This window comes from Ammoniphilus sp. YIM 78166 (genome assembly GCF_004522215.1).
In the GTDB taxonomy this organism is placed as follows: domain Bacteria; phylum Bacillota; class Bacilli; order Aneurinibacillales; family RAOX-1; genus YIM-78166.
In genome coordinates this window covers 1079408-1100011 of the sequence record NZ_SDLR01000001.1, presented here as the reverse complement: position 1 = coordinate 1100011, position 20604 = coordinate 1079408, and the positions used below count along the sequence as shown (strand labels likewise).

Below are 20604 nucleotides of genomic sequence, written 5' to 3'. Positions count from 1 at the left end.
GGATAACCCCCTTGTTATGAAGTAGTTTCTACCATAGTCCGATCACTTTCCACCATAGTCCACCAATCACAAACCAGATGATGATGTGAAGAATGGAGATTCCGAATCCAAGAGTCCACCATTTATTTTGTGACACATAGCCTGCACCGAAGTAAACGGGAGCTGGACCTGTACCATAATGGGTCGTTGCAGCAAATAAGTTACTGAAGAATGCGAGCACTAAAGCAGCAAGCATAGTGGGTGCACCTGCCGCGAGCATGACAGCTAAGAAAGCTGCGTACATGGCACTGATATGCGCCGTTGAACTAGCAAAGAAGTAGTGAGTATAGTAGTACACTAAAGCGAGTACCACAAGCGCCGCAATCCAGGACATACCGCTGACAGAGCCTTTCATCGTTTCACTGAACCATGGAACCATGCCTAGTTTGTTTAAGAAGGTCGCCATCATGACCAAGGCGGCAAACCATACTAAGGTATCCCAAGCCCCTTGTTCCTTTTTGATATCATTCCAGCTTAATACTTGAGTCAGCAAGAGGATAGACAAACCGATCAGCGCGGTGGTCGTTGCATCGATCGCTAATTTATCACCGAAGATCCATAAGCCTAAGATGATGAAGAACACGCCGAGCATGTAGAACTCTTCTTTTTTCACTGGACCCATTTCTTTTAACTTTTCTTCCGCCATTTTGGCTGCGCCTGGTGTTTCTTTAATTTCCGGCGGATACACTTTATAGAGGAAGTAAGGAATGACGATTAAACTTACGATCCCTGGTACAATCGCTGCCCATGCCCAGCCTGTCCACGTGATGTTAATATTGGCTACGTCCCGAGCAAGTGTTGCAATAAGCGGGTTTGCGGCCATCGCCGTCATAAACATAGCAGAGGTAATCAAGTTGCCTTGAAAAGCTGTTTTCAATAGGAAAGAACCGACTTTACGTTCCGTACCATCTTCCGGTCTTGACCCGTAGGTCTCGGATAAAGAGCGAATAATGGGGAAGATAATTCCGCCAGCCCGTGCCGTATTGCTTGGAATCGCAGGAGCTAATAACAAATCACTAACAAGAAGAGAATAAGATAAGCCTAACGTTTTTTTACCAAATCGCTTTACAAACATGTAGGAAATTCTTGCACCTAACCCTGTCTTAATAAAGCCTCGAGAGATAAAGAAAGCAATTACGATCAACCAGATGGTAGTGTTACCAAACCCGCTTAATGTGTCCGATGTGGATAAGGTACCGGTCACGGCGGTTGCCATCATCGCGGCAATGGCTACAGCTCCCATGGGCAGAGGCTTTGTAATAAAACCGATGATCGTAGCTACGAAGATGGCGAATAAGTGCCAGGCATTTTGTTCGAGCCCTTCAGGTGGTGGGATGAACCAGATAGCGGCCCCCACTGCGAGAGTGAGTAATAAAGGGAGTAGTTTAACTTCCGATTGCGTTTTTGTCGTACCTGACTTGTTCGCATTAGATCCTTTGTTGGGAAGTTGTACACTTGGTTTTGGTTTAGCAACCATGTTCCACACCTCAGTTCTTGTAATTTTTCTTACAATGTCATCTTAAGGTAATCGCTGGTGTAGGATTGTGATGTTTTTCACATTATTTAGTGCAACTTACTCTTAAATTTCGTATTTTCGAGATTCACCACCCTTTGTTCTTGTGAATATTATCACATACTAGTATATCGTATAGAAATACTTGATCTTTATTAACCCATAGGCGAAACCTATCATTCCAACCCTACTGCTTGGTTTCATAGATTCTTCTGCAATCATTGGCTTTTTCCGCTTGACGTAGAACCTGGCAATTTCCACAGGACATAAAAGGATCGTCATAACTCAGGCATAAATCAATACAGATTTGATGGATTCTTTTTTCTTCGGCTTGGTTTTCTTTGATCATCTTGGTCTCACTCACTTTCTATAAGAATTTAGTGTGATCGTTCGTGCTACACCTTTATCTTTTCATATCCGCCGCCCTTTTGGAAATCAAAATTCCTTATCAAACTATTTATAACTTTTATTACACGATTCACACTTTGTTCATTGATTCACAAGAATAAGAGAGTGAGATCGTGATACAATTTGTTTATCCATAATAGAACTGTAGGAGAGGGTAAGGATGGAACTCAGACATCTAGAATATTTTCATAAGGTTGGTAAACATAAAAATTTTACGCATGCAGCCCATTCGTTGCACGTCTCCCAGCCTACAGTAACGAATGCTGTCAATCAGCTTGAAGAAGAGCTGGGAGTAAAGCTCCTCAATCGCAACACAAAGATTGTTACGCTTACCCAGCAGGGTGAGCTATTCCTTAGGAGAGTTGAGTCTATTCTAGAAGAGATTCAAAGTTCGGTTGATGAAATAAGGAAGTCGAATAGTAAGATTAAGTTAGGTTTACCCCCTATGATCGGAGCGCGTGTTTTCCCAAGCATTTATATGGAATTTAAACATCTGTACCCTAACATTGATGTTGAAGTCGTAGAAAAAGGCTCTGTCTCGACCTGTAATCTCCTAGAGACAGGAGAGCTTGATCTTGGTTTGATTATTTTGCCTGCTACCTCAAGCTCTTTAAACATGATCCCTCTTATGCAAGAAGAGGTTATGGTATGTATGCATCCTGAACATCCTTTAGCGAAGGTGAAATCCATTTGTTTTAGCCAATTGCAACATGAGAACTTTGTGGCTTTATCTGAGGACTTCTTGCATCGCAAAATCATGGTAGAAGAATGTGAAAAACATGGGTTCACTCCTCCTATTATTTTTGAGTCCCATGAAGTAAGTACTGCGAAGGAACTAGTTGCGAATGGTCTTGGCATTTCTTTATTTATGAGATTAATTGTGGCCAATCGCCTTGATATCGTGCAGGTTCCCCTAACCAATAAAGTGAAGATTAATATTGGCCTAGCCTGGAAAAAGAACAAGCATCTAAGCCAGAACTGCCAACAGTTTATTGACTATTCTGAAGCTTATTTTACTGGAGTTTCTTAGAAAATGAGAAAAAGAGGAGCTGGACGCCCCTCTTCTTTTCTAAGTGCATGAAGCATTGATTTCTTTTTATTGTAATAAATTTCTTCCAGACACGGCATCAATGAACCTCACGCTAGCTTGAGGAGGAAGTTTCAACTGCCCAGCCAGGTAAGGATAGGAAATGACTTGGGCATTTATGGTTCCAGGTTCAGGACTAGTCGTCTTTACATAAACTAGTAGTTGATCTCCATTCCATTTTTGATCTACCACCTTGAGGCTGTAACCACTTGTGTTTTGTTCACCCATTGATAAGACATAAAACTCCCCTGTTTGGAAGATTCCCTTCACCTGCTTCACTCGCTCAACAAACGCGGCTTGCGCTCTTGTCAAAGACTGCTCTGGAATCGTCGAAAACTGCTGGAGTTGGTTGGAAATCAACTCTTTTCCTGTATCCACATCAATATAATCAATGGGCATATCTAGAGGGAGGTTTAATAGGCCAGCGAAGTAAGGATAGGTTAGAGCCTGTGCATGCATTTTCGATGGGTCTGGCTTTGTGACCTTTACATAAACCGTGGCGCGATCCTTCCCCTTTACCTGTTTTACTACAGAAATATCCCAACCACCGGACGGCTTTTCTCCTAAGGATAGTACGATCAATTTATCTCTCCTGAAGATTCCTTGGGCAGCCTTCACGTTCTGGATGAATGATAGCTGCTCCTTCGTAAGCTTCGATTCTAGGACAGGTGTCAAAAAGGAATCCGGCACAGGGTTTTCCTTTTTAAAGAGCTCCTTCCCCGTATCGATATCTACAAATTCTACGTTGCCTTTCGCTTGGTGTAATTTGCCTACTACATAGGGATATGTCAAAACTTGAGTATAGGACTTGCTTTTATGTGGACTGGTAAGTTTGAAGAAAACAGTTGTCTTACCCTTCTTAGTTTCTTGTTTTACGAGCTGAATGTCGTACCCGCTGCTTGGCTTCTCCCCCCAAGTGACAACTACGATATTGCCTTGATAGTGAACTCCTATGTTCGACTTAGCCTGATCGATAAACTTCTTTTGCTCTTTATTCAGAGTGGACTCATTAACCAGACGGAACGCTTGCTGTTGCTGCCCGGCCTGTGAAGCTTTTCCTGGGGATGTATTCCACTGAGCAGCGTCTGCCGAAAAGGTAAAGATGAGAGTTCCTAACACCGACATTATCCATGCTTTCTTCATGATTGCAACCTCCTTCATGTTTTACACTTCCTTTGACGGAGGAACAGAAGATACTGTTGCAGATTTGGGGAAAATAGGTATTTACTCCCAGGTTCACTCTTTTTTCATATAACGCTTACAGTTTAAACACATTTTCCTGGTAGAATAACTTTGCATGCCATAAGGAAGGAGACTGACATGGTAAAAAATCATCGTCCTTCACCGGTTGAACCGGAACAAGAGAAAAAAACTGGCTTCCACTCGTTTTGGGTCTGGCTGATCGTGGCTTTCATTGGTATTGGAGTCATGTATTTCGGCCTTTCCGGTATAATGGAACAACTAACGGCCATCAACGATTCCATTCAGGCAAATTCACAAGCCATTAAAGAACAAACCCACATCTTATCTGATATGAAAAGAGCCTTTCAACAGCTGATTGTTGTAGTTAAGGATTCAGTGAATGAAATTATACAGTCCATCTAGTTGCAATATAGGATGAACTTCGCCAGAGTATCCTGAAATTGACAGAACCTCTCGAGGTTTTATATACTAATCACAACTACATGCTGAAAGGATGATTAAAGGAGCAATGGATAACTAACCGATTTTTCTAAGGTGAATATGAATTTCAATTCAAACCTAGAGAAATTGGATTAGTCTGCCCATTTATTTCTATAGCTCCCTTATTTGCATTTAACCGTGCTCATCCTATTGAACGCTTATTTGCTTATTTAGGCATGCTATTATATGGGACCATCCACCTCTCTAGGGTAACTAGGAGGTTTTTTTATGCTTATACAGGCAAAACAGGTATCGAAAAGCTTCGGAGAGCGAGCGATATTGAAAGAAATTTCTTTTAGCATTCAGCATCACAGCCGTATAGGGCTAGTTGGAAGAAACGGAGCAGGGAAAACCACTTTAGCTAACTTGATCTATGGCAAAGTTAATCCCGATCAGGGGTCTGTTGTGTCGCGTACCGAAGGTTTGAAAATAGGGTATTTATTTCAATCGGTGGACTATACCGTCCATGACTTTCAACCCGACCACTTCTCTTCTGAGATACTGGAACTAACAAGTGAGCTTGGTCTTACGAGGGTTCACACATGGGAATCAGAACGGCTGGGCCACGTAAGCCACGGGGAAAAGCTTAAGATTGCTCTTTCCCATATCTGGGCTTCCCATCCTGACCTCCTCTTGCTTGATGAGCCGACCAATCACTTGGATGTTCAAGGTGTGAAATGGCTGGTAAAGCAGCTTAAGAGCTTTAAAGGGGCGGTTATCCTTATTTCTCACGATCGGTACTTCTTGGATCATGCGGTGACGGAAATTTTCGAGCTGGAGAATGGAAAACTCACTCCATATAAGGGTAACTACTCCGCTTATCGGTTGGAAAAGAAAAAACGGATCGAAGAGCAAAAACATCAATATGAGGTGCAACAAAAGTATAAATGCCGCATTGAAGCACAAATTACACAGATGCAGCAATGGGCTGCTAAAGCTCACCGAACGATGCGAACTGAGGAAGGATTCAAGGAATATCATGGGGTTAAAGCAAAGAAAAGAGATCAAGCCGTCAAATCCAAATTGAAGCGATTAAGGCAAGAACTGGAACGAAATCGAGTTGAAAAGCCTGCCGATGAACCTTCCGTTCGATTTCAGTTCGACGGGAGCGAAAAACGAGGAAGACGGGTGCTTGAAGCACGTGACTTAACTAAACATTTCGGAGGAAGAACTCTTTTTAGCAACAGTAATTATTATGTTAATTATGGTGAGCGTATTGGGTTAGTGGGTCCGAATGGATCAGGAAAAACGACGTTCCTTCGTATGCTTTTAGGTCAAGAGTCCCTCTCTTCGGGTCATCTGTGGCTTAGTGATTCGGCTAAATTTGCGTTCTTAAGCCAAGATGCAGCAGACCTGCCGTCTTTTAAGACTGCACTCGATGTGTTAGGACTGACTCATCGAGAGGATATTTTCCGTGCAAGGACGCTATTGGCCCAAATGGGGATCAAAGCCGAGAAGCTTAGTCAACCCTCCGAAACCTTTAGTTTAGGTGAACGCATTCGTCTTCAGTTGATTGCTATGCTGCTATCCCCGCTTAATTTATTGATCTTGGATGAGCCAACCAATCATTTAGACCTCCCTACTCGTGAACAGTTACAAGAGACGCTCAGTCAGTTTCCGGGTTCCCTCCTGATCGTTTCGCATGACTATTACTTTTTGAATCAGGTGTGCGATAAGCTCCTTGTCATGGAGGACCAGAAGATTAAGCGAATTGAGATGAGTCTAGAACAATACGATAGCCCTAACAAGAAGCGTTCAGGCGATTCAAAGGAAGAACTTTTGCGGATTGACACTGAGATCACAGCTATCTTAGGCCAATTAAGCTTGGCCGTTCCTGGAACGGACCGCTTCAAAGAGCTTGATGATAAGTATTTCGCCTTGTTGAGGAGAAAAAGCGAACTCAACTAAGGAAATAACCGGAGAAATCCGGTTATTTTTCAATTCAGAAAAAGCTTCAATTTCCAGCTTTTCACTATTGATGGTCAGTAAAGGTCAAACTATAATCGAATCAAGGTCAAAGAAAGTCAAAGTCAAAGACAAAGACCTATTCACAATCAAATTTAATCAAATTCAAATCCTAACTATTCTATATAAATATCCCTTTTCGTAAAGGAGGTTTAACCTATGCAATGTCAACAATGCCAAGAAAGTCAAGCTCATATGCGAGTAAATATAGTAATCAATAACAAAGCTAGAACCATGCATCTCTGTTCAGAATGCTTTAATACGATCGGACAACCCTCTGGATTCAAAATGGGGAAAGGCGGCATGGAGGACCTTTTTAAATCCTTTGGTTTTATGTCACCATCTCTCCCCTCTCAGTCCTCTGATCAACGTAAGAGCAGCATCTTAGACCAAGTAGGACGAAATCTTACCGACATGGCAAAGGCTGGTTTAATTGATCCTGTAATTGGGCGAGACGAGGAAATTAAACGTGTGATTGAAATCCTAAACCGCCGAAATAAGAATAATCCCGTCTTGATTGGAGAGCCCGGTGTAGGGAAAACAGCCATCGCCGAAGGATTGGCTCTGCGTATCATCGAAGTCGATGTTCCCTCCAAGCTTCAAGGTAAAGTGGTCTATACGCTCGATGTCTCTTCTCTTGTTGCAGGGACGGGTATACGCGGACAATTTGAAGAAAAGTTAAAAGAAATCATCCATGAGCTTCAAGCCCGAAAAAATATTATTTTGTTTATCGATGAGATTCACTTGTTAGTAGGTGCTGGAAAAGCGGAAGGTTCCATGGATGCCGGTAACATTCTTAAGCCAGCTCTTGCCCGCGGAGAGCTCCAAGTCGTTGGGGCAACCACATTAAAAGAATACCGAATGATTGAGAAAGATGCGGCCCTTGAACGCCGATTCCAACCGGTGACGGTGAAAGAGCCTTCTGTCGAGGAAGCCTATGAGATTTTGAAGGGCATCCGTTCCAAATATGAAACTTATCACCAAGTTTCCTACTCAGATGAGGTTCTTCGTGCGTGCGTTGAATTATCTCATCGTTATATCCAGGATCGATTCCTTCCCGATAAGGCGATTGATCTGTTAGATGAAGCAGGATCCAAGGTCAACCTCAGATCCAGCAGTCAAAACACCGAGGAGATTCGTTTGAAGCTAGAGCAAATCTCGGCTGAAAAAGCCCAAGCCACCGAGCAGGAAGACTATGAACGAGCTGCCAAATTGCGTGACCAAGAATCGAAGCTGCTAAGACACTTGGATGAAATGGACACGGAACTAGCAAAAACAGATGTTTCAGTAGAAGATATACAGGAAATCATTGAGCGAAAAACAGGAATCCCTGTGAAGAAGCTTCAAAAAGACGAACAGGAAAAAATGAAAAACCTTGCTCAAATCCTGTCTGAAAAAGTGATTGGTCAAGCGGACGCGATCACTAAAGTAGCGAAAGCCATTCGTCGCAGCCGTGCCGGATTTAAACCAAAAAATCGACCGATTGCTTCCTTCCTCTTTGTGGGTCCTACGGGGGTAGGAAAAACAGAGCTGACCAAAGCGTTGGCAGAAGAACTCTTTGGTACGAAGGACTCTATGATTCGTTTGGATATGAGCGAGTATATGGAGAAGCATTCCGTATCGAAATTAATTGGTTCACCTCCAGGTTATGTTGGTCATGATGAGGCGGGTCAATTAACGGAACAAGTCCGCCGCAATCCGTATAGCATCATCTTATTGGATGAAATAGAGAAAGCTCACCCGGATGTATCCAACCTCTTCTTACAAATTCTTGAGGATGGACGATTGACAGACAGTCAAGGCCGTACGGTAAACTTCAAAGACACGGTCATTATTGCCACAAGCAATGCCGGGGTAACAGATAAAAAGATTACCGTTGGATTTGGTGCAGAGAGTGATAATACATCCACCTTCTTATCTAATCTTGGTGCCTATTTCAGACCTGAGTTCCTGAACCGCTTTGACGCCATTATTCCTTTCCATCACTTAGAGAAAGAGGATCTTGTTGAAATCGTGGACCTCATGCTAAGGGATGTCATCCGAAGCTTAGAGGAACAGGGAATTCAATTTAATATCACAGAGGACGCGAAAGATAAATTAGCGGAACTTGGGCTTTCCCCGCAATTTGGTGCTCGCCCGCTCCGCCGTGTGATCCAGCAGTATGTAGAAGATGGCATTACGGATGTGATATTAGAAGAAGAAAATGTCACTTCGATTACAATTAGTATAGAGGATAATGCTATTTCTGTTCTAAAGAATTAAATTGCAACCGGAGACCCTAAGCGGGTCTCCTCTTTTTTATTGAAAAATTCCTTTCAATGTAAGAGAATAAAGCTCGTAAGGATGAAGATCAGCTAGGAGGAAAAACGTGAATCAGGAAGAACAATCCAGGGCAATTGGTTTGCCATTAGTCATTTCCATTATTGCCATTTCCTTTGCCGCTATTTTTGTGAAATGGTCGGAAGCGCCAGCCACGATTTTGAGCATGTATCGGATGTGGCTAGCCTCTATCCTCTTACTGCCGATGGTTTGGATCAAACGGGAGGAATTTCAAAAAATCTCAAGAAAAGATTGGTATTTATTATTTTTTTCAGGCATGTTCTTAGCTTTGCATTTCGCTCTTTGGTTCGGTTCTCTGAAACTGACAACGGTAGCCAGCTCCACCATTATTCTCGCTTTACAGCCGATTGTTGCTCTAATAGGTGGTTACTTCCTATTTAAAGAGCGATCGACAAGATCCGCCTTACTTACGATGGGTATAGCTGTAATTGGGGCGATTATGGTTGGATGGGGTGACTTTGGTTTAAGCAAGGAAGCCATTTTAGGGGATATCCTTTCCTTTTTAAGTGTCATCGCCGTAGTGGGCTACTTAATGATTGGACAAAATACAGTAAAGAAAGTATCGCATTGGATCTACAGTTTTTGTGTATTTCTCTTTGCCTCCGTAGCATTGGGTGTATACAACCTAGCGACAAGCGCTGCTTTCGACGGGTATGATGAGCGAGAATGGGGGATATTCCTATTACTTGCCATCGTTCCTACCATTGCCCATGTCATTAATAACTGGCTTTTAAATTATGTCAACGCGACGACCATCTCTATGAGTATTTTAGGGGAGCCAGTCGGAGCAACGGCACTGGCTGCTGTGTTATTAGGAGAAGTTCTAGTCGGGTGGCAGATTGTAGGAGGACTGCTAGTCTTATTCGGAGTTTTCTTATTTTTGATGCAGCAGCAGAAACCTATTCCAAATAAAATTGCGTTAGAAAAGCCTTTGGACCTGTAAGTCCAAAGGCTTTCTATTTTAAACGACACTTCTTGAATTATCGTACAAGCTTTCAACGAAATTTTTTCGATCCATCAGTTGATGTTCCTTCACCCACTCTAGGATCACGTGGGCTCCTGGCTTATAGTGATTTAAGAGTTGCATAAACAACGGATAATTTAACTGCCCCTCCCCTGGCGCTACACTCTGTAGTTCGCCATTCCCTTGAAGATAGCGATCCTTTGCATGGCAGGCTAATATGCGACTTCCTACCAGATGGAAGGCCTCTCGTAAAACGTCATCATGGTTGCTAATATTCTCAGGGGTTAATAGATTGCCCGGATCTAGTAAAACACCCAAATGGGAAGATGGAACTTCGCTCAAGAGCTGACACATGGTCTGCGGAGAATCAACAAGATGTCCATCTGCGGGTTCGATAGCAATAAAGACTCCCCATTTTTCAGCTTCCTCTACGAGCTCGATGACCGTTGCTTTTAAACGCAACCAGTCTGAATCGTCAAAGGCTCCCCAGAGACTTTTTCCCGTCTCAGCGGCCACCATCGAAGCACCAAATAAGCGGGCATAACGAATCAGCTCTTTAAACCGCTCCACATTTTCACGTCTAGCCTCTTCGTTTCGATCAAATAAATGAAGGTAACACCCCAGGATGGGAATGGAAACGCCATGTTTGTCGAACTCCTCCTTAATGGATCCGACCAACCCTGGACTTAACCGGCCGGGCTTTGTCACGTCCACATCGCTAAAAGCTTTCCATAACGCCAATTGGACGTGCCGAAACCCTAAGCTTCCTATGCTCTTAGCCGACTCCTTATATGGAAGCGTTCCCACTAAATGAGCTAACATACCTACAGACATTCTCTTCTCTCCCTTTTTTAATGAGTAGGCCAATCATGCCGCATCACAGTCAAAATATTGACCTCGATCATGGATAAAATACAAGAAAACATCAAGAAGATAACTCTCCACTTCTTGTTCAGGCTTACGAACATACCTACAGAACCACTGATTCTCCTGATTATCGATAACAAAAGCGTGATTTCCCGTTTGGTTTAAAACGATCTCATGTATAATGCTCAAAAGAGTTTCCTCCTTTCTGGCTTAGCTGTTATTTATAGGATAAACCAAATGATAGGGGATTTGAATCTAATATTTTTATAGGATTGTTTAAAATAATAAAATTCGTTTGCTAAACAAAATCACCTTTTCTCGGTTGAATTTTCAAAACCATACTTCTGATAAAGCTTGATCGCTTTTTCATTTATCTCGAGTACGTGGAGGGTGATCTTCTTGATCCGTTGTAAATCCGCCCAATGCACCGACTCTTTTAAGAGGTTTTCTCCTATCCCATGTCCCCAATAAATCTAAGGCTCCATATATAAAGGACTGCCGTTTGATTAGGCAGTCCCTTATTATTGTTATGGTTTAAAAGCCAATACTGTAATATCATCTCTTTGCTTTTCTTCACCCATGTATGCCTGTAATTGCTGGAAAAATTCCTCCCCTTGTGCAGAGAGCGGGATGGAGTAAGAAGACTCTATTATCTCCTTAAATCGCTGCTTCCCAAACGAATGATCCTTCGGACCACCGTTTTGATCGATGTACCCATCGGTTGTCAGATAAAAGATATCATCCGGTCCCACTTGGACAAATACATCGGTAAAAGCATAATCAATCTTGGTTCTGCGGTACCCGATACCCTTGCGATCTCCCTTTATTTCCTCCAGCTGCTTCTCATTTTTCATGTACAGAGAGCACTTAGCACCTGCAAACGTAAGCTGTTCCTTTCCTTTTACGTAACACAGACCTATATCCAATCCATCATCTACAAGAATGTTCCCGTTATCTTTGTTTAGGATCTCTCGAATCAGTTGATTGAGTTTATTTAAGATCAGGGAAGGATGGGACTTGATCTGTTCGTCCGTTATTTGGTTAAGAATAGATACCGAGACCATGGTCATGAATGCACCTGGAACACCATGACCCGTGCAATCCCCGACTGCAACGAGATAATCATCTTCATCGAATTTCTTGATCCAGTAGAAATCTCCGCCTACTGTATCCCTGGGCTTCCATAGTAAAAAATGCTCGGCAAAGATTTCATTGATCTTATCCCCATCAGGCAGCACGGATTCTTGGATGCGGCGGGCATAATCAATGCTGTCCATCAAAAGACCGTTTTTTTCCATAAGCTCCTTCGTTCGTTCACTGATCCTTTGTTCTAGTTCCTCATTTAGGATAAGCGTCTGCTTAAAAGGGTTCACCAAATAATGTGAGATAAAGTAAAAAATAATGACCATAAAGATCAATGAAATAAAGGCAGCAGTAATGGTGTTCCATTTAATGGAATCTAGAAAGGCAATAGTTTCTTCTCTTTCGGCTTGAAATAAGATTTTTAAGTTAGTAGAAGGGATCGGGTAGCTGATGATATCCAACAACTTTCCCTCTTTGCTTCGATAGTCCATCACCGCCGAAGTTTCATCTTCAGAGCGGATACTCTGGATGGCCCAATCTTTGATCTCTTCCGGGATCAATTCATTAATATTCCGGCCTCGGTGAGTATAATCATCCGATAGCCAAATCGCCCCTTGATCATCAATCACCCATAGGTTACTTTGATTACCATATTTAATCCTTTCGAAATCTTCAGAAAGGTCCTTTAGGCTTAATCCTACGCCGGCCACCGCGACCGGTTGAAGTAGATCTCCCATAAGCGTGTTAATAAAGACGAACGTATCATTTCGTTCTTTATTATAGTCAATAACTACAGATACCCGTTCTGTTGAGGTAAGGGTTTGAAAAAACCAGGCATCATTCGGGTCATCTTTAGATAGGGTATCGATAATTTCGCCGTTCTCGGTCCAGTAATGGTGAGTTACTGCACTAGCGATAAAGGAGTTATTATACCCAAAAGTACGTACCAACATTCCTAGTTTGGTAAGGGAATTGTCTTTTAAGGAGGGGTCTGTTTCACCTTCAGCTATCCACTGAATAATTTCAGGATCCTGGGCAATATGCAAGGAACTCTCGATGGCCCGTTCTATCCGCCCGCCAATTTTGGAAGAGATGGAATCTGCGATAAAAATGAGGTCTTTCGTTTTTAATTTGTTTACCACTTCATTTTTGGTAATAAGGTACCCAATTGTACCTGTCAGGCCGACAGCCAATATAATGACCATGCTTGCCAGAACGAGAAGCTTGATCACACCCGAATCATAAGCTGGTCCTTTTTTCGTCATGATGGGCTTCCTGGACTCAAGGGAATAATATGAAAGGGAAAGTCAAAGTCTTCCTTAAATTCTTCTGCACATTCAAGCTCACTTTCATTGTCCTCGTCTATATACCAATGTAGGCAAACCTCATTCCCGTTCGTATAGGCCTGTTCCACTTGATCAAGCAGCATCATAATACATTTCGAACTGCTCGTATTCACATAAGGAAGCTTAATTTCAATCTGTACCTGCTCTCTCTTCTGTTCAAAATATTGTTTGACCCACTCCAAAATGGGCTCGTAAAAACGAAATGCATTTTCCGGATAGGACTGCCCCTTAATCATCAGGACATGTCGCTCGGCATCCAAGGAAACTTCAGGTGTACTTTTCGAACCTTCTATGTAAAAGTTATTCATGATTATCCCCTTTATTTAAACAATGGCCTGCAACGTAAAGTAGGAAAAGCTCTCATCTACTTTAAACATGGAATACTCTATAGGCTGGCTGGATTTTCGAGCGATTTCGATGAACCCCATTCCTGCACTTGTGCTGCCTTCTGGAAGTTCTTCTCGGAGCTTTTGTTTATAGTACTTCTTGAGCTCGATCCTATCCATATGACAAATGGGTTCGATGCGCTGAACAAGCGCGGGTATATCTTGTTCTTCTATTAAATTCCCACATTGAATTATGTTCCCTGCTTCCGTCTTACCAATCGTAACTATACAAGAATGGGCAACACGTTCAAACACATCACTGCCTTCCTTACTCGTGCAGTAGTTTCGAATATTCTGGGTCTGTTCTATAAATATCGAAAAAATATTAAAAATATCATTACTTGGGCTTTCTTCCATCTCCAAGTATTTTCGCACAGCTTCCCCTAGCTCTTCGATAATGGCTTGCGTAAACTTTCCGGAAAAGCAGATTAAAAGACCATTTGCTCTCATCCTATTTTGGATATCTAAAAGACTATCATTCATCAACACAAGTGCCCCTTTCTACCTATTCCCGTGGTACAAATATCCTATCCTCTCTATTATAAAACCAATATTTCGATAAGAAAAGACACCATTCACACTAGAATAAAAGAAAACCTCGCATATGGAGGAAGTAAGCTTACATGGATCCCCTTCGCCATTAATATAAATCATAATAATAATAATAATAGCGAAAATATTTATTGACATAAAAAAACTGCTGTTTCCCAGCAGTCGGTTAACGCGAGTCCAAAGGCCGCCAAGGCGTTCCTGCCCAAATGGCAATGGCGTCCTCTTGTCCTGGATTAAAAAAACTATGTGGATAAGAACTGTCAAAATAAATGGAGTCCCCTTTTTTCAGATGATAGCGTTTATCTTCTATAAGGACTTCGAGCTCACCTGCAAGGACCACGCCGCATTCCTCTCCTTCATGAGGCTGCATTGGCGGAAGCTCTTCACTATTGCCAGGGCGCACGATCAATTCGAAAAATTCTATTTTACGTCCCTCAAAAGGGGCCAGTACCCGGTAAGCCACATTTTCATGGCGGAGCTTAAGAATCTCCTGTTCCTCTCTTCGAACGACCAGAACAGGCTCTTTTTCAATTCCTTCAAAAAAATATAGCAAGGGTACCTCAAGCAGCAACCCAAGCTTCCACAGCGTGTCTAAGGACGGCTTCGCCTTCCCCCGCTCAACTTGGGAAATCATACTCTGACTAACACCAATCTTCAGGGCTACTTCATCAACGGTAAAGCCCAACTTTTTTCTTTGTGCACGTATTCTAGTTCCAATGACTTCCATCGGTACGTCTGGCTGACCAACTAAAAACGACATTCTAGACCTCCGAAAATATTAACTGTATTAATGTCTTCTACATTATACCATAATAATGCCTGCCCGTTTATTTTATTTAATATCCCTTTCTATATCTTACGTAACAAGGTGTTTACTGCTTCCTCAGCCATGCGTTCAAATCCCTGTTGGTTGGGATGGACACCATCGAGATTATATTCCGATCGAATGCCTCCAGTACTTGAGTCTAGCAACGCACTATAAAAGTCTATCACCTCTATTTTTTGCTCGAGGGCAAAGGATTTCATCCACTCCCTGTACTCCTTAGCGAGCAGCTCCTCTACCTTATGGTTAAGTGGAATGGGCAGCCCGATAAGGATACGGCAAGACGTTAAGACTGTTAATTCATCTATGATGGCTCTATACTCTCTTTGCAACTCAGCTAAAGCAATCCCTTCAAAAGCATCATTCGTTCCTCCCATTATGATGATGGCATCTGGCTGATCCTGAGCTACCGCGGGAACTCTCAGTCTCATATCGTACACACATTCGCCGTTGATACCATGGTTAAACACCTGGCAGGATAGCTTGTTTGCCACCCCCTGCAACCACGAATGATGAGGACCAAATGGATAACCCCATGTATTTGAATCACCTAGTCCAGCTAACTTCACTAATGTCCTCTCCTTTTCATAAGGCCTATGTACATACCAAATAGTATACTTCTTGGTGGGTTCTAAGTGGATAAAAAATCTTTTTTATGGAAGCCTAATTTTTGTTGTTACCTGATGTAAAGGAGGTGGTCCAACATGGCTAAGAAGCAAAATCGTGCCAACAAAGCAGCTGTGCAATCTACTGAGTTGAACAAACTGCCAGTTCCAGGTCAAAATGACACGGAGTTTTCTGCTGAACAAGCGGCTGATGTTTTCAACAACCAAGCAAACAACAATGCACAGAAAAACCGTCAATAATTCCTGATGAAAAATGACCCGTCCACACTTGATAAGTGTAGCGGGTCATTATATATCCATTTAGATTGGAGGCAGTTTGGTGGAACTGGATAAGGATACCCTAATTAATGAGCTGGCTCAGTTTCAGAGAGCAACCATCACCAAGCAGGAGGTCAATGAAATCTTCCAACGTCACTTGCACTCACAGGGTTACTCCGATGATGAGATTCATGAGGAGTGACTGAAAAAGGCTCCTTCCCTTTCGGGAGAAGCCTTTGTGAACTACCTTCGGTGAACGCGAGTTCGATCACCCGAAAGCTTTTTCCATCTTTTCTTTTCTTCTGATTGAGCCCGAAGGTCCGCTTTTCGGTTGAAGTAAGCTAATTCTTTTTGAAGCTTCATATAGCTGTCATATCTTTTCTTGTCTAGTCTTCCTTCGTTAATAGCTTCTCTCACAGCGCATCGGGGTTCTTTTTGATGTCCGCAATCGTTAAATTGACAACGCTGGGAAAGATCCTCAATGTCCCGAAAGCTTTGGTTTAAGTTTTCATCGGCCTCCCAAAGCTGCAATTCCCGCATACCAGGAGTATCAATCAGTACTCCTCCAATAGGCAACGGGAATAATTCTCGTTGTGTGGTTGTGTGGCGGCCCTTATCATCTTTTTCACGTATATCGGATACGGGTTGTAAGTCTTTGCCGCATAACCAGTTGATAATCGTTGATTTCCCTACTCCCGACGAGCCTAATAATGCCCCTGTTTTGCCAAGTGTTAAATATTGAGTTAAGGATTCCATTCCTTCATTATCCTTAGCACTGATGATATGGATTGGGACCCCGATGGCGATTGTTTCAACTGCTTCTAAAGCGGCTTCGATATCCTCACACAAATCTGCCTTACTGAGAACAATCACAGGGTTCGCTCCGCTCTCCCAAGCCATAACCATATAGCGCTCAATACGCCTTATATTTAAATCGTGATTCAAAGCATTGACCAAAAAGATCGTATCTACATTCGCTGCTACGATCTGCTCTTCCGTTGAGGTTCCAGCCGCTTTTCGAGAAAATTTACTTTTTCGTGGCAGGATTGCATGTATCGTTGCCCTTTCTTCCTCCGGCCTAGCTGAAATTACCACCCAGTCGCCTACAGCTGGGTAGTCCTGTCTTTCTTGAGCGTGGTAACGAAGCTTTCCAGATACTTCGGCCAGTAGCATGCCATAAACTGTATGGATCCGGTAGTTTCTCTTATGCTCCAGGACCACTCGCCCTACTGTATAGCCCTGGACTTGATAAGGAGAAAAAGATGCTTCGAGTTCCGCGTACCAACCTATGGGTGTTAAAGCTGTTTGTATACTTTTCAATATTTGTTCCTCCTAAGAACTAAATAATAAATAAAAAACGACCATATCACTCATGGTCGCAAGATATTAACAAACCTATGAGTAGAATTCTACAGCCCATAGGTAGCATTATTAGTCATAGGAAGCTTAAGAAAAAACTACAAATAGAACCACACTATGGGCTGTGATATGGAGTTGATGGCAATAGGAATGTTCACCTGGCGTTTCATAACACATCACCCTTTCTTCAGTAATACAATCTATTATAGTGTATTCCCTTTTGCTGGAAATGTAAACCCTTCTATTTACTTTTTGTAACCGTTACCATAGTTTAAGTTTTTTTGCAAGAGAAAACACAAAAAAATATTTGACGAAATCCCAAATGCGGTATACCATATACAAGGTAAATATAAAAAGATTATTGGAGATGGAACGAAACATGTTGAAATATCTTTATGGCAAGTTTGCCCAAAAATTAGCTGAAAAAAAATTACGTGAAATTGATCTGGCTTTGCACTACACAGAATATCGCCAATCCGCTAAAGGGATAAAATTTTACTAATGGATAACAAAAAAGCCATTCTAACAAATAGGATGGCTTTTTTGTATATTATAATGTCCTTCCCCTACCAGATCTCCTCTGAAAACTCTTCGCTAAACATTTCATGCCCCGCAGGATGAGGTTTGGTAGGCATCGGAGTTTCTCCGTCGAATAATGAAATGCCTCTGCATTCATACTGTAATTTCACGGACTGGGCTTGCCTAGCCCCTTGTACTTCTCGAGCTAGGGTTTGAATAGATTCTTTGAGCTGCTCATACTCTTCTTTGTTCGTAAGGTACGTCATCGTAATGTGTGCTTGCAACGATAGGGAATCGCCAGAAGATTGTACCGTAGCCGTTGCGGCCCATGGTTCGTGAAAATTCTCCATATGCTGAAAACCGAAGGTGTCGTCCGTGATTTGGACTGCTTGCCACATAGGTATCCCTTCTTTCTTTAGGCTTTGGTTCCAATATCCCCAGAAAGGCATGAATTTAAGCCTCATTGAACTGGGCATTCTATAATTGCTTCCATCCTTTGTAACCACAGTCGGAAAGAGGGCCAAACCATGCGTAAGGTTGTTTTTTTCTTTTTACTTTTATTGGCCGGTTGTCAACAAGCGTCTCCAGAGCGTATTACGGATAACCGGGGGAATAACCCAGCGATTCTCAATGAAGATCCGCTTGTAAAAATCGGGGACATCGGAATAGGGAGCGAAGCCTCACCTTTAGGCCCGACTATACAGCACCACTTTAATTGGGATTACTATAATATCCATCCCGTGTACCCGAATCGTTCGGTCAAACCCTTAAAGGGTGGGTACGTTGAAAATGTAATCGCAACGGGAAGAAAATATCTTGGCACGCCCTATGAGTACGGATCAGATCGCAGCACTCCGACTACGTTTGACTGTTCCGATTTTACACGTTGGGTACATCTATATGCGCTTGGCATGGACTTGCCGAAGGATTCTCGAAGCCAAGCACAGTATATCCGCCTATATTCGAAACGACATTATACGGATATACGAAAAGCTCGAAGGGGAGATCTCCTATTCTTCATGCCATATCTGGGTCCTGAAAAAGAGAAATATAAAGGAATTGACGTCAAGAAACAATCCATTAGTCACTGTGGTATCTATTTAGGCAACGGTAAGATGCTTCACACCGCAAGCGCCCAAACTGGGGGCGTTCGCATTGATCGAATTGCCGGGATGCATTATCAGTGGAGATTTATTATGGGTGGCAGCGTTCTTCCTCCGCCTAGTCAGGGAAGTCAAAAGAACCCGATCAGGTAATCGGGTTCTTCTCTACTTTTTAGGAAGCTATTGTATTTTGTTTGGATGAATCGACGCCCAGTCCACTCCACTTTTCAACGAGCATCGCAATCGCTCCATCTCCAGTTACGTTACATGCTGTTCCGAAGCTATCTTGTGCCATATAAAGAGCGATCATCAATCCGATGGCTGCTTCATCAAAACCAAGCATCGTTCCTAGCAAGCCGATGGAAGCCATAACGGCACCGCCAGGGACTCCTGGGGCCGCCACCATCATGATGCCGAGCATGGCAATAAAAGGAAGGACTTGGAAATATCCAGGAATTTCTAATCCGTTGGAAAGAAACATTACTGCCATGGAGCAGGTTAACAGGGTGATCGTGCTTCCAGACAAGTGAATCGTAGCGGAGAGTGGTACAACAAAATTAGCTACTTCCCCTTTTACTCCCACTTTTTTAACTGAATTCAGCGTGACCGGAATCGTAGCCGCACTTGACATCGTGCCAATAGCAGTCATATAGGCCGGCAGCATGTGCCTCAAAGCGCGAAACGGTGATTTTCCCGCAACTCCTGCCGATATGCCATACAACACCACTAGCCAAATCCAATGTAGAGCTACGGCTAATAACAACACGATCCCAAACACCTTTACCGTTTCAAATACTTGGCCCTCACTCGCCATTCCTGCAAAAATCGCAGCAATATAAAAAGGCAAGATCGGAATAATCACTTTAATAATCACCAAATCGATAATGGCTTTTCCACCTTGAAAGAATTGATAAAGGGTTTCGTTTTTCACCTTGCTTAACCCTATTCCGAATAGGAAGGCTGCCACCAAAGCGGTCATGACACCCATCATGGGATCAATCTTTAATTCGAAAAAAGGCTTAAGAGCTGCTTCTTGCCCTGCGATGTTCCCACCACTAGAAGCAAGGGCCGGAATTAAATTGCTCGCTGCGAAGTAAGCCAGGGTTCCCGCACAAATGGTCGACAAGTAAGCTACCGCAACCGTCATCCCAACCGTTTTTCCGGATTGGTTACCCAGCTGCGCGACTCCACTTGTAATAAAAAATATAATAATTAAAGGAACTGTAAATCCAATAAATTGACCGATAATCCCTTTTACCGTGATGAATACTCGGACCCCTTCATCCGGTAAATAAAGTCCGGCCACCATACCTAGGATGATACCCGCCAACAGCTTGGGGATAAGACCTATTTTCATATTCAAAAACCCCTCTTTTTGTTTTTTTTCACCATTGTAACTCCTGGCATGCCTTGTTTTTTGTTTTAGAGAATTTTAAATATGTTATAAAAAGTATTTTATTTCACAAATCAAGATTCGTCTCTGTATAAGAGACTATATTTAACAGCTAATTACTCAGTTTAAAATCAGGTTATAAACACGTGTTCACGTAGCGTGGACACTTGTAAAACAAAAATAGTTTTATTCAAAATATTTTACGTAAGTTAAAAACTCTCGATAAGGATGAAAGGATAGCAATCGGGAGGAGCTTCTGATGATAAAGGTAGACAAGTCAACCCTGCTGG

General features: G+C 42.6%; 22 protein-coding genes. 8 read left to right on the top strand and 14 right to left on the bottom strand.

Annotation, left to right across the window (positions count from 1 at the left end; translation table 11 throughout):
• Window positions 1-28: 28 nt before the first annotated feature.
• Entirely contained in the window at window positions 29-1516 is a 1488-nt protein-coding gene (locus EIZ58_RS05440) for an anion permease (RefSeq protein WP_134699467.1), read from the bottom strand.
• Window positions 1517-1739: 223 nt separating this feature from the next.
• Window positions 1740-1916: a hypothetical protein gene (locus EIZ58_RS33120; protein WP_167577513.1), complete on the bottom strand. Its 177-nt coding sequence runs from the start codon at window positions 1914-1916 to the stop codon at window positions 1740-1742.
• Between the two features lie 204 nt (window positions 1917-2120).
• Between EIZ58_RS33120 and EIZ58_RS05435 the strand changes: the two genes are divergently transcribed.
• Window positions 2121-2990: a LysR family transcriptional regulator gene (locus EIZ58_RS05435; RefSeq protein WP_134699466.1), complete on the top strand. Its 870-nt coding sequence runs from the start codon at window positions 2121-2123 to the stop codon at window positions 2988-2990.
• 66 nt (window positions 2991-3056) lie between these two features.
• Here EIZ58_RS05435 and EIZ58_RS05430 read toward each other — a convergent pair whose 3' ends face one another.
• The gene (locus tag EIZ58_RS05430; protein ID WP_167577512.1) at window positions 3057-4190 is read right to left on the bottom strand and encodes a protease complex subunit PrcB family protein; all 1134 of its coding nucleotides are present in this window, start codon (window positions 4188-4190) and stop codon (window positions 3057-3059) included.
• Between the two features lie 177 nt (window positions 4191-4367).
• Between EIZ58_RS05430 and EIZ58_RS05425 the strand changes: the two genes are divergently transcribed.
• The 4 genes from EIZ58_RS05425 (at window position 4368) to EIZ58_RS05410 (ending at window position 9978) form a co-directional block, all read left to right on the top strand.
• Window positions 4368-4652, top strand: a complete 285-nt coding sequence (locus tag EIZ58_RS05425; RefSeq protein WP_134699464.1) for a hypothetical protein — start codon at window positions 4368-4370, stop codon at window positions 4650-4652.
• A 306-nt stretch (window positions 4653-4958) separates the two neighbouring features.
• Complete coding sequence (abc-f, locus tag EIZ58_RS05420) at window positions 4959-6638, top strand: ribosomal protection-like ABC-F family protein (protein ID WP_134699463.1); 1680 nt, start codon at window positions 4959-4961, stop codon at window positions 6636-6638.
• 216 nt (window positions 6639-6854) lie between these two features.
• Window positions 6855-8957, top strand: coding sequence for an ATP-dependent Clp protease ATP-binding subunit (locus EIZ58_RS05415; RefSeq protein WP_134699462.1), 2103 nt, complete (start codon window positions 6855-6857; stop codon window positions 8955-8957).
• A 106-nt stretch (window positions 8958-9063) separates the two neighbouring features.
• Window positions 9064-9978, top strand: a complete 915-nt coding sequence (locus EIZ58_RS05410) for a DMT family transporter (protein ID WP_134699461.1) — start codon at window positions 9064-9066, stop codon at window positions 9976-9978.
• A gap of 18 nt (window positions 9979-9996) precedes the next feature.
• On the opposite strand, the gene EIZ58_RS05405 is transcribed toward EIZ58_RS05410, so the two are convergent.
• From EIZ58_RS05405 to EIZ58_RS05370, 8 genes are all read right to left on the bottom strand, one after another.
• Window positions 9997-10833 (bottom strand): sugar phosphate isomerase/epimerase family protein, encoded by an 837-nt coding sequence (locus EIZ58_RS05405; protein WP_134699460.1) that lies wholly within the window; start codon window positions 10831-10833, stop codon window positions 9997-9999.
• A gap of 33 nt (window positions 10834-10866) precedes the next feature.
• Window positions 10867-11055, bottom strand: coding sequence for a hypothetical protein (locus EIZ58_RS05400; protein ID WP_134699459.1), 189 nt, complete (start codon window positions 11053-11055; stop codon window positions 10867-10869).
• 119 nt (window positions 11056-11174) lie between these two features.
• Complete coding sequence (locus EIZ58_RS05395) at window positions 11175-11339, bottom strand: GNAT family N-acetyltransferase (protein WP_134699657.1); 165 nt, start codon at window positions 11337-11339, stop codon at window positions 11175-11177.
• A gap of 54 nt (window positions 11340-11393) precedes the next feature.
• Window positions 11394-13214, bottom strand: a complete 1821-nt coding sequence (locus EIZ58_RS05390; RefSeq protein WP_134699458.1) for a SpoIIE family protein phosphatase — start codon at window positions 13212-13214, stop codon at window positions 11394-11396.
• Entirely contained in the window at window positions 13211-13603 is a 393-nt protein-coding gene (locus EIZ58_RS05385) for a DUF1987 domain-containing protein (RefSeq protein WP_134699457.1), read from the bottom strand. Before EIZ58_RS05385 ends, EIZ58_RS05390 begins: the two co-directional genes overlap by 4 nt.
• A gap of 15 nt (window positions 13604-13618) precedes the next feature.
• Window positions 13619-14164, bottom strand: a complete 546-nt coding sequence (locus tag EIZ58_RS05380) for a SiaB family protein kinase (protein ID WP_205672109.1) — start codon at window positions 14162-14164, stop codon at window positions 13619-13621.
• A 235-nt stretch (window positions 14165-14399) separates the two neighbouring features.
• Complete coding sequence (locus EIZ58_RS05375; RefSeq protein ID WP_134699455.1) at window positions 14400-14993, bottom strand: helix-turn-helix domain-containing protein; 594 nt, start codon at window positions 14991-14993, stop codon at window positions 14400-14402.
• A gap of 89 nt (window positions 14994-15082) precedes the next feature.
• Window positions 15083-15625, bottom strand: a complete 543-nt coding sequence (locus EIZ58_RS05370) for a GDSL-type esterase/lipase family protein (RefSeq protein ID WP_167577511.1) — start codon at window positions 15623-15625, stop codon at window positions 15083-15085.
• Window positions 15626-15760: 135 nt separating this feature from the next.
• Between EIZ58_RS05370 and EIZ58_RS33115 the strand changes: the two genes are divergently transcribed.
• Window positions 15761-15922 carry a hypothetical protein gene (locus EIZ58_RS33115; RefSeq protein WP_167577510.1) on the top strand — a complete coding sequence of 54 codons (162 nt, stop codon included), beginning with the start codon at window positions 15761-15763 and terminating at the stop codon, window positions 15920-15922.
• 79 nt (window positions 15923-16001) lie between these two features.
• Window positions 16002-16142: a hypothetical protein gene (locus tag EIZ58_RS33110; protein WP_167577509.1), complete on the top strand. Its 141-nt coding sequence runs from the start codon at window positions 16002-16004 to the stop codon at window positions 16140-16142.
• A 41-nt stretch (window positions 16143-16183) separates the two neighbouring features.
• On the opposite strand, the gene rsgA is transcribed toward EIZ58_RS33110, so the two are convergent.
• Window positions 16184-17251, bottom strand: a complete 1068-nt coding sequence (gene rsgA / locus EIZ58_RS05365; RefSeq protein ID WP_370297624.1) for a ribosome small subunit-dependent GTPase A — start codon at window positions 17249-17251, stop codon at window positions 16184-16186.
• Window positions 17252-17865: 614 nt separating this feature from the next.
• Complete coding sequence (locus EIZ58_RS05360; protein WP_134699453.1) at window positions 17866-18216, bottom strand: hypothetical protein; 351 nt, start codon at window positions 18214-18216, stop codon at window positions 17866-17868.
• A 129-nt stretch (window positions 18217-18345) separates the two neighbouring features.
• On the opposite strand from EIZ58_RS05360, the gene EIZ58_RS05355 reads away from it, so the two are divergent.
• Window positions 18346-19074, top strand: coding sequence for a C40 family peptidase (locus tag EIZ58_RS05355; protein ID WP_134699452.1), 729 nt, complete (start codon window positions 18346-18348; stop codon window positions 19072-19074).
• A gap of 19 nt (window positions 19075-19093) precedes the next feature.
• Here EIZ58_RS05355 and EIZ58_RS05350 read toward each other — a convergent pair whose 3' ends face one another.
• Window positions 19094-20278, bottom strand: coding sequence for a dicarboxylate/amino acid:cation symporter (locus EIZ58_RS05350; RefSeq protein ID WP_370297612.1), 1185 nt, complete (start codon window positions 20276-20278; stop codon window positions 19094-19096).
• Between the last annotated feature and the right edge of the window lie 326 nt (window positions 20279-20604).

Bases quoted from the DNA above. Each gene is read 5' to 3' on its own strand.
- EIZ58_RS05380 (WP_205672109.1), bottom strand. From the start codon at position 14,164: ATGAATGATAGTCTTTTAGATATCCAAAATAGGATGAGAGCAAATGGT.
- EIZ58_RS05385 (WP_134699457.1), bottom strand. From the start codon at position 13,603: ATGAATAACTTTTACATAGAAGGTTCGAAAAGTACACCTGAAGTTTCC.
- EIZ58_RS05390 (WP_134699458.1), bottom strand. From the start codon at position 13,214: ATGACGAAAAAAGGACCAGCTTATGATTCGGGTGTGATCAAGCTTCTC.
- EIZ58_RS33115 (WP_167577510.1), top strand. From the start codon at position 15,761: ATGGCTAAGAAGCAAAATCGTGCCAACAAAGCAGCTGTGCAATCTACT.
- EIZ58_RS05405 (WP_134699460.1), bottom strand. From the start codon at position 10,833: ATGTCTGTAGGTATGTTAGCTCATTTAGTGGGAACGCTTCCATATAAG.
- EIZ58_RS05350 (WP_370297612.1), bottom strand. From the start codon at position 20,278: ATGAAAATAGGTCTTATCCCCAAGCTGTTGGCGGGTATCATCCTAGGT.
- EIZ58_RS05435 (WP_134699466.1), top strand. From the start codon at position 2,121: ATGGAACTCAGACATCTAGAATATTTTCATAAGGTTGGTAAACATAAA.
- EIZ58_RS05360 (WP_134699453.1), bottom strand. From the start codon at position 18,216: ATGTGGCAAGCAGTCCAAATCACGGACGACACCTTCGGTTTTCAGCAT.
- EIZ58_RS05440 (WP_134699467.1), bottom strand. From the start codon at position 1,516: ATGGTTGCTAAACCAAAACCAAGTGTACAACTTCCCAACAAAGGATCT.
- EIZ58_RS05430 (WP_167577512.1), bottom strand. From the start codon at position 4,190: ATGAAGAAAGCATGGATAATGTCGGTGTTAGGAACTCTCATCTTTACC.
- EIZ58_RS05355 (WP_134699452.1), top strand. From the start codon at position 18,346: ATGCGTAAGGTTGTTTTTTTCTTTTTACTTTTATTGGCCGGTTGTCAA.
- abc-f (WP_134699463.1), top strand. From the start codon at position 4,959: ATGCTTATACAGGCAAAACAGGTATCGAAAAGCTTCGGAGAGCGAGCG.
- EIZ58_RS05425 (WP_134699464.1), top strand. From the start codon at position 4,368: ATGGTAAAAAATCATCGTCCTTCACCGGTTGAACCGGAACAAGAGAAA.
- EIZ58_RS05375 (WP_134699455.1), bottom strand. From the start codon at position 14,993: ATGTCGTTTTTAGTTGGTCAGCCAGACGTACCGATGGAAGTCATTGGA.
- EIZ58_RS05415 (WP_134699462.1), top strand. From the start codon at position 6,855: ATGCAATGTCAACAATGCCAAGAAAGTCAAGCTCATATGCGAGTAAAT.